Origin of the sequence: Burkholderia sp. Leaf177 (assembly GCF_001424345.1) — a bacterium.
In the GTDB taxonomy this organism is placed as follows: domain Bacteria; phylum Pseudomonadota; class Gammaproteobacteria; order Burkholderiales; family Burkholderiaceae; genus Caballeronia.
On sequence record NZ_LMPF01000025.1, the window covers coordinates 235,503 to 248,556 of the forward strand.

Below are 13,054 nucleotides of genomic sequence, written 5' to 3' on the forward strand. Positions count from 1 at the left end.
AAATCCAGTTTCTTTTGGTTTCCTATAATCCGTGTGACCCGTTATCACCTGGAGTGATTAAATGCCAAACAAGATCGGCAAGTTGCGGTGGGGGATTGTTTCGATGCTGGTCGCTCCCATCACCTTCGTGATGACGCTGGATCGGGCGGCCATGACTGTCGCGGCGCCTACCATTCAGAAAGAGCTAGGTCTATCGTTGGTAGAAATGTCGGTTATCCTGACTATTTATTTCTGGGCCTATGCGCTCGGTCAAGTTCCGGCGGGACGCATGGCCGAGCGTCACGGTTCGCGCAAGGTACTGGCAGGCACGAGCGCGCTCTGGTCGTTCATGATGATCCTGACGCCGCTTGGAACGGGATTCAACTGGCTCGTCGGTTGCCGCGCGCTGCTTGGCGGAGCGCAGTCGGCGGACTTCTCGAGCGGCGTGCTTGCAGTAAAACGATGGTTTCCGAAAAGCGAACGCGCGAAGGGGAACTCATTCCTTCTCGGCGGCTTGTACCTTGGGCCGATCGTTTCGGCGCCGCTCACCGCATGGATGATCCTGCAGTTCGGCTGGCATTCCGTGTTCTATGTGTTCGGCGCAATCGGCATGTTGCTCGGCGTTGCATGGTGGTTCGGATATCGCGATGTCCCCGCGAAACATCCCTTGATCGGTGCGGAGGAGGCCGCCTATATCTCGGCCGGGCAAACCGATTCCGAAGTCGCGGTGAAGGGCGTATTCCTGAAGTGCCTGAAGCATCCGCGTTTCTGGCTGTTCGGCATTCAATACTTCCTGCTGGTATTGATCCAGAGTTTTTACACGACATGGTTGCCCACCTACCTGATGCGTGCCCGGGGACTGTCGCTCAAGTCGATGGGGTTCGCCGCATCGCTTCCATGGATTGCGGTATTCGTGGCTGTATTTGCAGCAGGCATCGTGTGCGACAAGATATTGAAACGGACTCAATCGGTCTGGGCGGCTCGCGTGCCGGTCGCGATGGTGGGCTTTCTCGTAAGCGCCGTGACGTTGTGTCTCGCTTCATTCGCAGTCAACATTGCAGCGGTCATCGGCTTCCTGTGTTTGTCGTTTGCCGCGGTGGGATTCGTACAAGTCGTGGTGTGGTCCGCCACGCAGGATCTCGGTCGCAGCTTCACCGGCGTGATGTCCGGCTGGACCAATCTGTGGGGCGCGGCGTCGAATGTGGCGGGACCCATGAGCGTTGCACTCATGGTCAAGCTGACCGGAAACTGGGCCAGCGCGCTGGTAGTCATTGCGGTGGCCGCTGGACTGGGAACCGTGCTCTGGTTGTTCGTTCATCCGGAAAAACCGTTGTTCGATACACCTTCAGCGGAGTTGGCGACGTCGTCGAATAAAGGGATTGCGTCGGCCATCAGCGCTGAAGCTTCCGAAGAAGTGCCATCGTGATGATCGGGCAACGCAGAGGGCGTCACAACCTCGGCCAGACGACTTCCAGCTCAAGCGCGATTGAACGAGCGAGTCCCTCGAGGTCCGGAAACAACGACGCATTAGTAATGTTCATTCTGTAGAGGGAACGCATACCTTCGTCGCGCACAGACAGAGGAATGACGATCTTGCGGACCAGATCGGCGTCGCTCGCGTAATGATCGAAAATCTTGTCGAGCGGTTCGTGCAAAAGGCCCGGTACCATGAACGTTCCTGCCTGTGCGATCAGACGCCGATCCATCTCGGTCGGCTCGCCGAACCAGATGATCGGGTTGGTATCGGGAAGAAAATACTTTTCGAAGTTTCCGGCCCGGCGTGGATCGATCATGTCGCGCGTAAGGTCTGGAGCCGTTTTGGGGATCGCCCGGTCGGTGTAGAGCGCTGGCGTATTCACCGCATAAACGGCTGATTCGCCGATGGCGCGTTCCAGCGCAAAAAACGCCGCTACGTACGGAGACTTCGTGAAATCGAGCAGGCGTGTTGGCGCGCCATGATGCTGCATCAAACCAAGGCATCGAAGGTCGTCTGAGAGCACGCGTGGATCGGCGATGTAAGTATGTGCCTTGCGCCGGAAGATTCGGATCGCGCGCTGTTCCTGTACCCGCCAGTTCGATGCGTTGTGTACGAATGAGGAAAGGTAGCGTGCGAGCGAGCTCTGCAACAACCAGTCGGCGTCCTGCTGTCCGCGAAATGCCCAGCCGTCGAGGGCAAGGCTCAGGTCGGTGAATTCTTGCCAGCTAGAGACCTTGATCGTTTCCAATTTGGCGGTTCCTTTTGCATTGCAGTTCTTGAAGGGATGCTTGGCCTCTATTGTAGAGATCTAAGATTGCGGGATGCTGACTGGCGGTCTTAAATCCGCCGGAACCATAGAAAAATATAATCTGTAGCTACATAATTAAAAAGTGATAATTTATATTATGTTAAATTAATTGTTGCTTGTAATACGGCGAATAAACCGGCGCGGACCCCTAAGCCTGAACAAGCCTTGAAGTCCGCCAGCGTGCATGTTTGAACCTCTTTGCATCGTCCTTAGAACTTCATCACAAGCGCCACGCCGCCCACCATAAGCACGGCGCCAAGCGCACGTAGCCAACAAGTTCGCGCAGATGGTCAGCCCGTTGATCGCTCCAACACCGACCTTCTGGACCAGCGTCAGGCCTGCAAAAACAGCTACCGCGCCCACGATGCCGCCCAAAGGCGCCCACCATTTCATATCCTTGAGGTCTTCCAGAGTCGGCAACGGCGTCGGCTGAATCCAGAAAAGCGCTATGGCGAGGAACGTAACCAACATGAAGGACACCGCCGACGCCAGCCACGGATTGACCAGCGAAGCCTTCAATACGCCATTGATCGGTGCACCGGCTGCCTGCAACACGCCGCCTAGAATGATGAAGGATAAATCCATGCATTGTTCATCGGTTGTCTCCAGGTATTAAAGCAATACGCGTGCACCCAGCGCCAGGATCAGCGCCGGGATCATCACTACCGTGCCCACTTGCAGGAACTTCCAGAACCCGACGTCTTCGCCCTCACGCCGGATGGCGTTCAACCAGAGGATGGTTGCGAGCGATCCCGTAATCGAAAGATTGGGCCCGAGATCCACTCCGATCAGCAACGCATCGATGACCCGCTCGGGGCTGTGTGCCTGCATCACGGTCGCACTGGAAATCAAACCCGCCGGAAGATTGTTCATGAGATTCGAAGCAATCGCGATCGCGCCGCCCGACAACCCGGCGCTTAATGCTTCGCTGTGCTGCGTAGCCAACTGAAGCATTTGCGCAAGGTGAGCAATAACTCCTGTGTGCTGCATCACCTCCACTAATACGAACAACCCAGCAACCAAAGGCAAGACGCTCCACGAGATGTCCTTCACCAGATTCCAGAGCGATTTACGCTCCTGGATCAGCACGATCGCAGCAGTGATCGCACCTAAAATTGCGGTTGGCAAGCCAAGCTGCATGTCGAACGCGGAGACCAGAAGCAGCACGATTGCGGTCACTGCAATGCCACCCAGCGCAATCCGTCCGCTCGATGACAACGGCACGTTGTCCAGCCCAGACTTGCACTGCCCTTGCAAGTCGTGGCGCTGCGACCAGCGAAGCATGAAATAAGTCGCAACAATGGACAGCACCGAAGGCACGATGAACCGGCCCATCCACGCTATCAGCGCGGGCGTATGGTTGCCGTACAAAACCAGATTGGCAGGATTCGAAATCGGCAAAACGAAGCTCGCCGCGTTCGCAATGAATGCGCATACGAACAACAAAGGCAAGGGCTTCGTATCGGCTTTCTTTGCAGCTGCGAAGACTGCCGGTGTCAGCACGACCGCGGCGGCGTCGTTGGACAGGAATGTCGTGACGACCACGCCGACCAAATACACCAGCAAGAACAAGCGTGCGGGCGATCCCTTCGCATGATTGACCGCGAGTACCGCGACCCAATCGAATAAACCTTCGCGGCGCCCCACTTCGGAAAGCAGCATCATGCCAAACAGAAAGAAATAGACGTCTGCGCCCTTGGCTACTGCTTGCAGCGCTTGCGTCACCGGCAACAAGTCCAGCACGACGATGAGCAACGCGCCGGCCACGGCCCAAACCGCTTCGGGCCATTTGAACGGACGCGTAATGACGCCGGCCGTGGCCATGGCGGCGATGCCCCACGAAAGGAAGGTTGGATTCACGTCGAGTGATTCTCAAAAAGGAAATAGATACACGAAAGCAAATCGAGCACTGCGTACGTCAAGCGCTCGAAGCCGCAGGTTCACGCTGGATCGATATGTGTTCCGAAGTGCGGCATGCATCACGCAGACTCGCGCCAAATGCCAGCCACAACGCGATCGACCCGGTGGACACAGCGCCTAAGACAACGAATGCGGTTGAATATCCAAACGTATGTGCGAGTAGTCCGCCCAACAGTGGACTCAGCGCGGCACCCGCGGCCTGGCACGTCATGACAACGCCCTGGCCCACATTGACGCGACCTGTGCCGTCAAGGAGGCGCACCACGAGCGCCGGCACTGCCACGCTTTGCAAGCCGGCGCCAATGCCATCGAGTGCCTGAACGGGCCATACTCCCCACGCGTGGAGCACGCTGGCAGCAATGGCGCCGCGCAGTGGCAACGCCAGAAATGTAATCAGGATCACCAACCAATATCCGCGCCACTTGATCAGGCGGCTTGCCATCATCGACACGATGACCATCACAAGCTGAGCCACGATAATCGTCTGTGCGGTAAATGCGCTAGGGTCGCCCTGCTTCGCGGCCACGATCGCAAGTCCGTAGAGCGGAAGCATCGCGGCATTGCCAAGATGAAACATTGCCAACGCCGCAGCGAGTATCAAAAGCGGCTTGGATTGCAGCAGCACGCGAAAGCCGCTCACTTGATTGTTCCCGCCTCCGCTCGCCTCTTTGCTTGCGTTTTCGAAACCGCGCGCGTGGTCATGATCGATAGCATCGGCCGGAATCAGCAACACGGTGAAAACCGAAACCACGCCGAATATCGCGCTCAGGGCAAATACGGCGCCGAATCCAAAGCGCCAGCCCAGCCAGCCCGAGATCGCGGCAGCGGCCACGTTCCCCGCGTGGTTGGCGACCTGATTGCGGCCAAATTGCCGGTCGAAGCCGCGCTGCCTGACTATGCCCAACGTAATGCCCGCTATTGCGGGACCCAGGGCGGCGCCCGTTACTGCAGTAGCAACCTGCGATGCCGCGACCATCCAGAATCCGTGCGCGAACCAGAGAAGCAGGGACGCGAGCACAGTCATCACGCCAGCCACGATGATCAGCGCGCGCTTGTGCCGGGTGGCATCCACGAGGGCGCCGGCCGGTGAAGTCGCGAGCATTCCCGCGATGCCGCCAATGGTCATCACGGTGCCAATCAGATCGGTGCCCCATCCTCGCGCCTGGAGGAATACGCCGAGAAATGGGCCTATTCCTGCTTGCACGTCGGCCATGAAGAAGTTCAGCGCCTCGAGCGGGCGTGTTGCCTTCGTAGCGGGCTGCACGGGTACATCAGCGGCCGGCGTCACCATGCACGACCATTTTTGTTCGGGCCGAGCTGCGAGCCGAGCAAGCCGTGGTCGGTCCATTCGCCAACCGCGTGCGCGTCGGTGCCTGGAGGAGCGTCGGCGATCGCGCGATCACGCGCGCCCTGTGGCGTCAGCACATCGATTGAATCCAATGCTTCGTTTCCAAGCGTATCGAACGCCGTGACCTTTATCTGATAGCGATCCACATTTGGCGGCGCCGGCAACTCTGCATGCCAGACAGCGCGCTCCCCGGAGACCGGCCGCATTGTTGCGCGCTGCTCGCCCACGGCAACAATGACTTCACCTATCTGCTGACCAAACACTTTTGCACACACAACGCAGTTGCCGACCGGCACTTGTCTTTTGTCAGCGGCGTCGGTCACGAGCCTTCCGTCTGCCGGCGTCGTGATCATGACCATTGGCCAGGCTGCAGATACGGGCTGAAACCGCCAACTCACCACGCTTCCATCTACGGTGACGATCGCCACGCCTGCTCGTCCGTCGTCTTCTTCAATCTGTCCGGTAGAACGCGTGGCGGCGTAGATGACGGATCCGTCATTGAGCAACTCGTTGTAGTGCGTGTGACCGGTATCGACCACAAGCACGCCGGCCGATGCAAACAGATGCGCAAGTGCCTCGCCACCCTCGGCAAGGTCGCCAGGGTAAGCGTGCATGAAAACGACTGGCCGTTCCTTGTCGTTCGCGCAATCTGCCAGCTGCGCTGCGATCCATTCGGTCTGCGCCGAGCCCAGGCGGAAATCGGGCCCGCCGTTACCAGCGGACACAATGTCCAGAAACAGGCAGCGGTGTCCGTTCACCGTGATGTGTTTCGGGAGTGAATCAGCTTCCAGCTCGCGATGAAATATATCGAGCGAACCGGGCTCGAAATCGTGATCACCCGGGATCGCATTCGTAGGCAATCGAAGCGAGTTCAGCGCCGCGCGGATCCTGGCGTACTGCTCGGGTTTGCCGTTGTTGGCATTGTCGCCGGGAAGGTAGGCGAACTCCACTGCATGCGCGACGTTCGTATTGACCGCATCGACCAATTGCCTTAACTGGCTGATGCTTTCGTAGCTGTCATCGTGCGTGACATGCAGGTCTCCAAAATGTACCCAACTCAGCATGATAGGCGTCGCTCGCATGTAGCCGGCAGCCCGGCGATGGCAAGGCATAGAGCAAGTCGTATGCCGTGCTGGCGCGCCTTATAGATACGAATCTGGCTTGGGTTTCAGGCGTTGCCGGTGTCTATTGGATAGACACCGGACGTCCAAAAAATGGACATCGTCTCGCTCTGGTCTTGTTGCCGACAACGTTTGCATTCCAGAACAATCAGGCGAGAGAATATTAACGGTCGACTCGTGCCTGAAGATGAGCCGGATAGCGCTCGCCTTGTACCGTGATCTTCGACAAAGCCGTTTCGATCTCGGACAGATCGTCCGTGCTTAGTTCGACCGACGCACCGCCAATGTTTTCTTCCAGCCGATGCAATTTGGTCGTGCCCGGGATAGGCACGATCCAGGGTTTTTGCGCAAGCAGCCACGCAAGCGCAATCTGCGCCTTGGTTGCGTGCTTGTTTGCTGCAATCTGCCCCACGATATCGACCAGGCCCTGATTGGCTTTGCGGTTCTCTTCCGAAAAGCGCGGCACGCTATTGCGAAAGTCCGATTTGTCGAAGCTGGTGCTGTTGTTGATTGCGCCGGTCAGGAAGCCTTTGCCAAGCGGGCTAAAAGGCACAAATCCGATTCCCAGTTCTTCGAGGAGCGGAAGGATTTCCTTTTCTGGCTCACGCCACCAAAGCGAGTATTCGCTTTGCAACGCGGCCACAGGCTGCACCGCGTGAGCGCGGCGGATGGACTGGACGCCTGCTTCCGACATGCCGAAATGTTTGACCTTGCCCTGTTGAATCAAATCCTTTACCGCGCCCGCTACGTCCTCCATAGGCACGTTCGGGTCAACGCGATGCTGGTAAAGAAGGTCGATGCGATCAGTCCGGAGCAGCTTGAGCGCGGCCTCCGTGACGGCGCGGATATTGTCCGGATTGCTGTCGACGCCCTGCTGCACGTCGCCGTTCTTGAAGCCGAATTTCGTAGCGATCACGACCTGGTCGCGAAACGGTTCGAGCGCTTCGCCGAGCAGTTCCTCGTTCGCACCTTGGGCGTATGCCTCGGCGGTATCGAAGAAGGTAACGCCGCGCTCGAATGCTGTACGGATCAAGCCGATCGCCGCTTGTTTTTCTGTGGCGGGTCCATAACCGTAGCTCAATCCCATGCAGCCAAGACCGAGGGCCGAGACTTCCAATCCGCTTTTTCCCAGAATACGTTTTTGCATTTCGTTCCTCTTGAATGTCGATCAAATGCGAAGCAACACTTCGTTATCTACGCGCCGGACTTCGACAAGTATTGGTCATCGGTAACCTTCTCCATCCAGTCGACGGGACTGCCATCGAGCTTCTCGGCTATGGCGATATGCGTCATCGCAGTAGTCGATGTCGCGCCATGCCAATGTTTTTCGTCGGGCGCAATCCAGACAGTGTCACCTGCTCTGATCTCGTCAATCGGCCCGCCCTCTAACTGAATCCAGCCCAGGCCGGAAGTCACGATCAACGTTTGTCCGAGCGGATGCGTGTGCCATGCCGTCCGCGCGCCGGGCTCGAACGTCACGGTTGCGCCACCAATCCGCGCCGGCGTTTCGCCAGCAAACGGGGCGTCGATCCTCACCGTTCCCGTGAAATATTCGTCGGGCCCGACCGCGCTCGGTTGCGATCCGCATATTGCGATTTTCATGATTTTTTCTCCCAAAGTGACGTTGTCTTGGCCTCGGTGCTGGCCTCGACTACCAATTTAGCAGGACGGAATCGTGCGATTAAGAGCTAAAATCGGGATGAACCTATAAGGCAGACTTCTGAATGGCCCACTCTGATTTGTCCGATATCACCGCTTTTTTGCTGGTCGCACGCGAAGCCAGCTTCACGAAGGCTGCAGCGAAACTCGGCGTCTCGCAGTCGGCACTTAGCCAGACAGTCAAGAATCTCGAAGCGAGACTCGGCCTTCGGTTGTTGACACGAACCACCCGAAAGATTTCACCGACAGAAGCCGGCGAACGATTGATTCACTCGGTGGGACCCCGGCTGGAAGAGGTCGAAGCGGAGCTGGCTGCGCTGACGGCGTTCCGCGACAAACCTGCTGGAACGGTGCGCGTGGCTGCGGGCGAACATGCCGCAGAGCTGGTCCTTTGGCCGGTCATCGAACGCTTGTTACCCCGGTATCCGGACGTGGCCATCGAGATTGTTGTCGATAACGGACTCACAGATATTGTCGCCGAACGCCTCGATGCAGGCGTGCGCCTTGGTGAACAGGTTGCCAAAGATATGGTCGCACTTCGCATTGGACCGGACATGCGCATGGCCGTTGTGGGAACGCCGGATTATTTCGAGCGGCATTCAAAGCCCGCGACACCGCTCGACCTCACCTTGCATAACTGCATTAATATCCGCCTGCCGACCGCCGGAGGGTTATATGCCTGGGAGTTCGAGAAGGACGGGCGCGCGTTGAAGGTTCGTGTGGAAGGACAACTGGTATTCAACACGGCAACGATGTCCGTCAGGGCTGCGCGCGCCGGCTCGGGCCTTGCCTTCGTTCCCGAGGATCGCGTCATGTCGTACATCGATAACGGAGAACTGGTGCGCGTCTTGAGCGATTGGTGTCCCGCGTTTTCCGGCTATCACCTTTATTACGCAAGCCGGAAACAGCCAACTCCGGCGTTTTCCGTCTTCGCCGAGGCTTTGCGTCTGCGGCGTGACGAATAGCATCGTGCCGGGTCGCAACATCTTTTAGCGTGATCATTTGAATTTCGCGCGTATAGGCGAGCACGCGTGAGGCTGTTCATCGAACCGGCATTCTTCACAAGGTTGCGACATCGCACGACATAATTCCTGAATAGCGCGCACACCCGCTTCCTCCCATACTCACGTTTGCGTGCTACGGCACCTCTCTCTTCCGACAATTCCGGCACGGCTGTGCCAGCACAACCCACCATGAAAACCTCACTAGACTATTTAGTTCGTAACGCTAAGCATCTGGCCGCCGTCGCGCTTGTGGCTGGATCGATTCTTATGAGTGGCAGCGCCTCGGCCGCCACGAGCGCCATGCAAACCTATCCCGCGCCGCACATGCAGGCGGACGTCATCTACGTCTATTCGTTCGATGTTGCATCCAGCCAGGTGAAGATGGATAGCGGCCTGGCACAGGAAGGCAAAACGCTGCTTAGCGGCGAATCGTTCGCGCAAAAACAGGATCGGACAGCAACGAATACACGTGAACAAGTCGCCGATGAAATCGTGCACCAGCTCCAGTCAATGGGATTGCGCGCTGCACGCGCAGACGGCGCGGCACCGCCCAATCAGAACGCACTGATCGTGGAAGGCAACTTCCAAACCATCGACGAAGGCAAGCGTCGCCGTCGAATCATGATCGGTCTCGGCGCAGGCAAAAGCGAAGTGAGTGCGTCCATCCAGCTCCTCTACAAGTCCGCCGATGGCAGTCTCATGCCACTTCAAAACTTCATCGTCCAGGCCGATAGCGGGCACATGCCAGGCGTAGCTGAAACAGCAGGCGTTGGCGCAGTCGCCGGCAATGTTGCAACGGCAGCCGCGACGGGCGGGACTCTGCACGGCGTGTCCGAAACGAAGCGCAACGGCGTTACCGGGGACGCGAAAAAGCTAGGCGATTCGATTGCGAAGCAGATCGCTGCAGCAAGTGCCTCGAACGGATGGATGACAAGTACGCGAGCCGAGTTGTCTCAGCGAGATGTGTCGGCGGAAGAACGCATCGGCAAGCAATAATCGGTCAAACCGTCGCGTTATTCATCAGCGCCCGCACATGCACGGTCGTGCCCGCGGCCAACGCTTCGAGGCTGTAGCCGCCTTCGAGGATCGAGACGATGCGCCCTTCGCACGCTGTATCGGCGATACGCACCAGCTCTCTGGTGATCCATTCGAAATCGCTGTCCTCGAGGTTCAACCCGGCAAGAGGATCGAGCCGATGCGCATCGAAGCCCGCCGAAATGATGATGAGCTGAGGATCGAACTCGCGTATTGCCGGCAACATGCCCGATTCAATACGCGATCGAAACAACTCGGAGTCGCAGCCGCGCGGCAAGGGCACGTTGACAATGTTGTGGGTCACGCCCGTTTCCGATGCAGCGCCAGTGCCCGGATATAGCGGCGATTGATGGCTCGACGCGTAGAACAGTTCTGGCCGGTTGAAGAACGCGGCTTGCGTGCCGTTGCCATGATGCACATCGAAATCGACGACCGCGACGCGTTCAAGCTGGAACGTTTCCAGCGCATAAGCTGCGGCGATCGCGGCCTGGTTGAAGATGCAAAAGCCCATTGCCCTCGCCGGCTCCGCATGATGCCCGCACGGCCGCGTCGCGCAAAATGCAGTGCGGGTGTCCCCGTTCATGACGGCATCGACTCCCGCGCACGCTGCGCCGACGCAACGCATCACCGCTTCCCACGATCCCGGCGACATCACCGTATCGCCGCCATCGAGCGGCATGTAGCCATGGTTTGGCGCCATCTCGGCGATCTCGTCGACGAACGCCGGATCGTGTATCAACTGCACGTGTTCGATCGTGCCGAGCGGCGCGTCGCGCCATTCGAGCGCTGCGAATTCAGGCGATCGCAACGCGCGCAACACGGTTTCCAAACGTTCAGGTGATTCCGGATGATGAGGTCCGGGACGATGTTCAAGACAGGCGGGATGGGAAAGAATGATCGTGTTGTGCATTGCGATTGGACGCCCGGGAGATTGCAGCAACTGAAGCGCACAAGCTTAAGGCCGTCCGTGCCTTCACGATTATTAGATATTGTTTAACGGACCATAGATCATTGCTTATGGATGACCCAAAGCGTCAATCGTCAGTCCTTCGCCATCTTGGCGGATTTTGGTGCGAGCGCTGGATCGCCGAGACCGCTTGCCGCAATTGGCGCGGCTGCCATGTTCGAAGGCGATGAATCCGCGTCCGCCAGTTTAGGTCCGCCGCCACGATAGCTCGCGACCCAGACGACCGCAGCGACCGCCAGGCCAATCAGTATCGGCACGATCACCACGCCGCGGGTCTTTTCTCTCATCGCTTTCTCCGGCGTATGAATGCGCATCCGTAAAACGAATCCTGCCACGCCTTTAGCTTCAACGTGTGAATCCTCAAGCCGCAGAATCCTGCGCCGGCACTGTGCTCACGTCCGCGCGCAAACCGTGCGCCGTCAGCAGCCGATACAGCGTGACCCGCGAAATGCCGAGTTCCTGTGCCGCGTCGCTAAGACGTCCGCGATGACGTAACAGCGCAAGCTCGATCGCCTGCCGTTCCGCCGACTCGCGAGCCTGCGCAAGCGAGACCGGCGCAACCTCTACATAATCCGCGAGTTCGAGATCGCTAGCACTGATCTGCTGCCCTTCGGACATCACGATCGCGCGACGAATCCGGTTGATCAGTTCGCGCACGTTGCCGGGCCAGCCATAGTTGTGAATGGCGGCAATCGCATCGGGCGCAAAGCCGCGCAACTTCCGGCTGGCTTCCTTCTTGAAGCGGTCGAGCATGTGCTTCGCCAGCAATTCAATGTCCTTGCCGCGCGCACGCAGCGGCGGTTCATCGAGTTGCAGCACGCACAGGCGGTGGTACAGGTCGGCACGAAAGCGCCCTTCGATCATCGCCGTCTGCATGTCGACGTGCGTGGCCGAAATGATGCGCACGTCCACGGGCGTTGACGCATGTCCGCCGAGCCGCTCGACCTTGCGTTCCTGAAGGAAACGCAGCAGGCTTGCCTGGCTTTCGAGCGGCAGGTCGCCAATTTCATCGAGGAAAAGCGTGCCGCCGTTCGCCGCTTCCACGCGTCCAATCTTGCGCTGATTCGCGCCGGTGAAAGCGCCGCGCTCGTAGCCGAACAATTCCGATTGCAAGAGATGTGCGGGAATCGCGCCGCAATTGATCGCAACAAAAGGCTGGTCTCGACGCGTCGAACGTTCATGAATGGCAACCGCAGTCAATTCCTTGCCCGTACCCGATTCGCCCGAGATGAAAACGGGAGCGTCGGTCATTGCCACTTTGCGGATCGAGCGGAACAGGCCAAGCATGGCGTCGCACGATCCGACCATTTCGCCTTCCGGATGGCCGTCGCGTGCATCGTGTGCCGTGTTTATCTGCAACGCCACCATGCCGAGCGCGTGGCCGACGGCATCGACCACGCGGTCATCCGACGTTGGCAGCGTGATGTAGTCGAAGCAATAGTCGCGAATCAGGCCGCGAACGGTAGCGTCTTCAAGATCTTCTCGATGCCCGACCGCGACCCAGCCCGTGAGCGAGCTTGCCAGGAGTTCGTGAAGGTAACGAAGATCCGCCGGAAATTCGAGCGACGAAAAATCCAGGATTCCGGCCGAGAGTTGCCGTTGCCCCGCTTTCGGCACCGTGCCCGGCTCGAGCACTTCGACTTTCCATGAACGCTCCACAAGGCGCGCGCGCAATGGCGAGCTCAGCGACCGTCCCACGTAGTAAAGCGATCTTTTTTCCCCGTGCATGGTTTTCT

13 protein-coding genes are annotated in these 13,054 nt (G+C 58.4%); 3 read left to right on the forward strand and 10 right to left on the reverse strand.

Annotated elements, in window-relative coordinates:
• The first annotated feature begins 61 nt into the window (after window positions 1-61).
• Window positions 62-1,405 carry an MFS transporter gene (locus tag ASG35_RS27705; RefSeq protein ID WP_056365278.1) on the forward strand — a complete coding sequence of 448 codons (1,344 nt, stop codon included), beginning with the start codon at window positions 62-64 and terminating at the stop codon, window positions 1,403-1,405.
• A gap of 22 nt (window positions 1,406-1,427) precedes the next feature.
• Here ASG35_RS27705 and ASG35_RS27710 read toward each other — a convergent pair whose 3' ends face one another.
• The 7 genes from ASG35_RS27710 to ASG35_RS27740 form a co-directional block, all read right to left on the reverse strand.
• Complete coding sequence (locus tag ASG35_RS27710; protein WP_056365280.1) at window positions 1,428-2,204, reverse strand: FRG domain-containing protein; 777 nt, start codon at window positions 2,202-2,204, stop codon at window positions 1,428-1,430.
• Window positions 2,205-2,369: 165 nt separating this feature from the next.
• Window positions 2,370-2,849 carry a DMT family transporter gene (locus ASG35_RS27715; RefSeq protein WP_235527743.1) on the reverse strand — a complete coding sequence of 160 codons (480 nt, stop codon included), beginning with the start codon at window positions 2,847-2,849 and terminating at the stop codon, window positions 2,370-2,372.
• 27 nt (window positions 2,850-2,876) lie between these two features.
• Window positions 2,877-4,124, reverse strand: a complete 1,248-nt coding sequence (locus tag ASG35_RS27720; RefSeq protein ID WP_056365283.1) for an arsenic transporter — start codon at window positions 4,122-4,124, stop codon at window positions 2,877-2,879.
• Window positions 4,125-4,182: 58 nt separating this feature from the next.
• Window positions 4,183-5,475, reverse strand: coding sequence for an MFS transporter (locus ASG35_RS27725; protein ID WP_082508642.1), 1,293 nt, complete (start codon window positions 5,473-5,475; stop codon window positions 4,183-4,185).
• Entirely contained in the window at window positions 5,469-6,596 is a 1,128-nt protein-coding gene (locus ASG35_RS27730; protein ID WP_056365286.1) for a metallophosphoesterase family protein, read from the reverse strand. Before ASG35_RS27730 ends, ASG35_RS27725 begins: the two co-directional genes overlap by 7 nt.
• A 220-nt stretch (window positions 6,597-6,816) precedes the next feature.
• Window positions 6,817-7,800, reverse strand: a complete 984-nt coding sequence (locus tag ASG35_RS27735; protein WP_056365289.1) for an aldo/keto reductase — start codon at window positions 7,798-7,800, stop codon at window positions 6,817-6,819.
• 47 nt (window positions 7,801-7,847) lie between these two features.
• Window positions 7,848-8,255 carry a (R)-mandelonitrile lyase gene (locus ASG35_RS27740; protein WP_056365292.1) on the reverse strand — a complete coding sequence of 136 codons (408 nt, stop codon included), beginning with the start codon at window positions 8,253-8,255 and terminating at the stop codon, window positions 7,848-7,850.
• A 122-nt stretch (window positions 8,256-8,377) separates the two neighbouring features.
• Here ASG35_RS27740 and ASG35_RS27745 point away from each other — a divergent pair, with 122 nt between their 5' ends.
• Both ASG35_RS27745 and ASG35_RS27750 read left to right on the forward strand, forming a co-directional pair.
• A complete protein-coding gene (locus ASG35_RS27745) occupies window positions 8,378-9,277 on the forward strand; it encodes a LysR family transcriptional regulator (RefSeq protein WP_056365296.1) in 900 nt (299 codons plus the stop codon).
• 306 nt (window positions 9,278-9,583) lie between these two features.
• Window positions 9,584-10,312 (forward strand): DUF4410 domain-containing protein, encoded by a 729-nt coding sequence (locus ASG35_RS27750; RefSeq protein ID WP_327019670.1) that lies wholly within the window; start codon window positions 9,584-9,586, stop codon window positions 10,310-10,312.
• A gap of 4 nt (window positions 10,313-10,316) precedes the next feature.
• Here ASG35_RS27750 and ASG35_RS27755 read toward each other — a convergent pair whose 3' ends face one another.
• The 3 genes from ASG35_RS27755 to ASG35_RS27765 form a co-directional block, all read right to left on the reverse strand.
• Entirely contained in the window at window positions 10,317-11,261 is a 945-nt protein-coding gene (locus tag ASG35_RS27755) for a histone deacetylase family protein (protein WP_056365302.1), read from the reverse strand.
• 131 nt (window positions 11,262-11,392) lie between these two features.
• Window positions 11,393-11,605, reverse strand: a complete 213-nt coding sequence (locus tag ASG35_RS27760; protein WP_156393393.1) for a hypothetical protein — start codon at window positions 11,603-11,605, stop codon at window positions 11,393-11,395.
• Between the two features lie 73 nt (window positions 11,606-11,678).
• Complete coding sequence (locus tag ASG35_RS27765) at window positions 11,679-13,046, reverse strand: sigma-54 dependent transcriptional regulator (protein WP_056365308.1); 1,368 nt, start codon at window positions 13,044-13,046, stop codon at window positions 11,679-11,681.
• Window positions 13,047-13,054 lie beyond the last annotated feature (8 nt).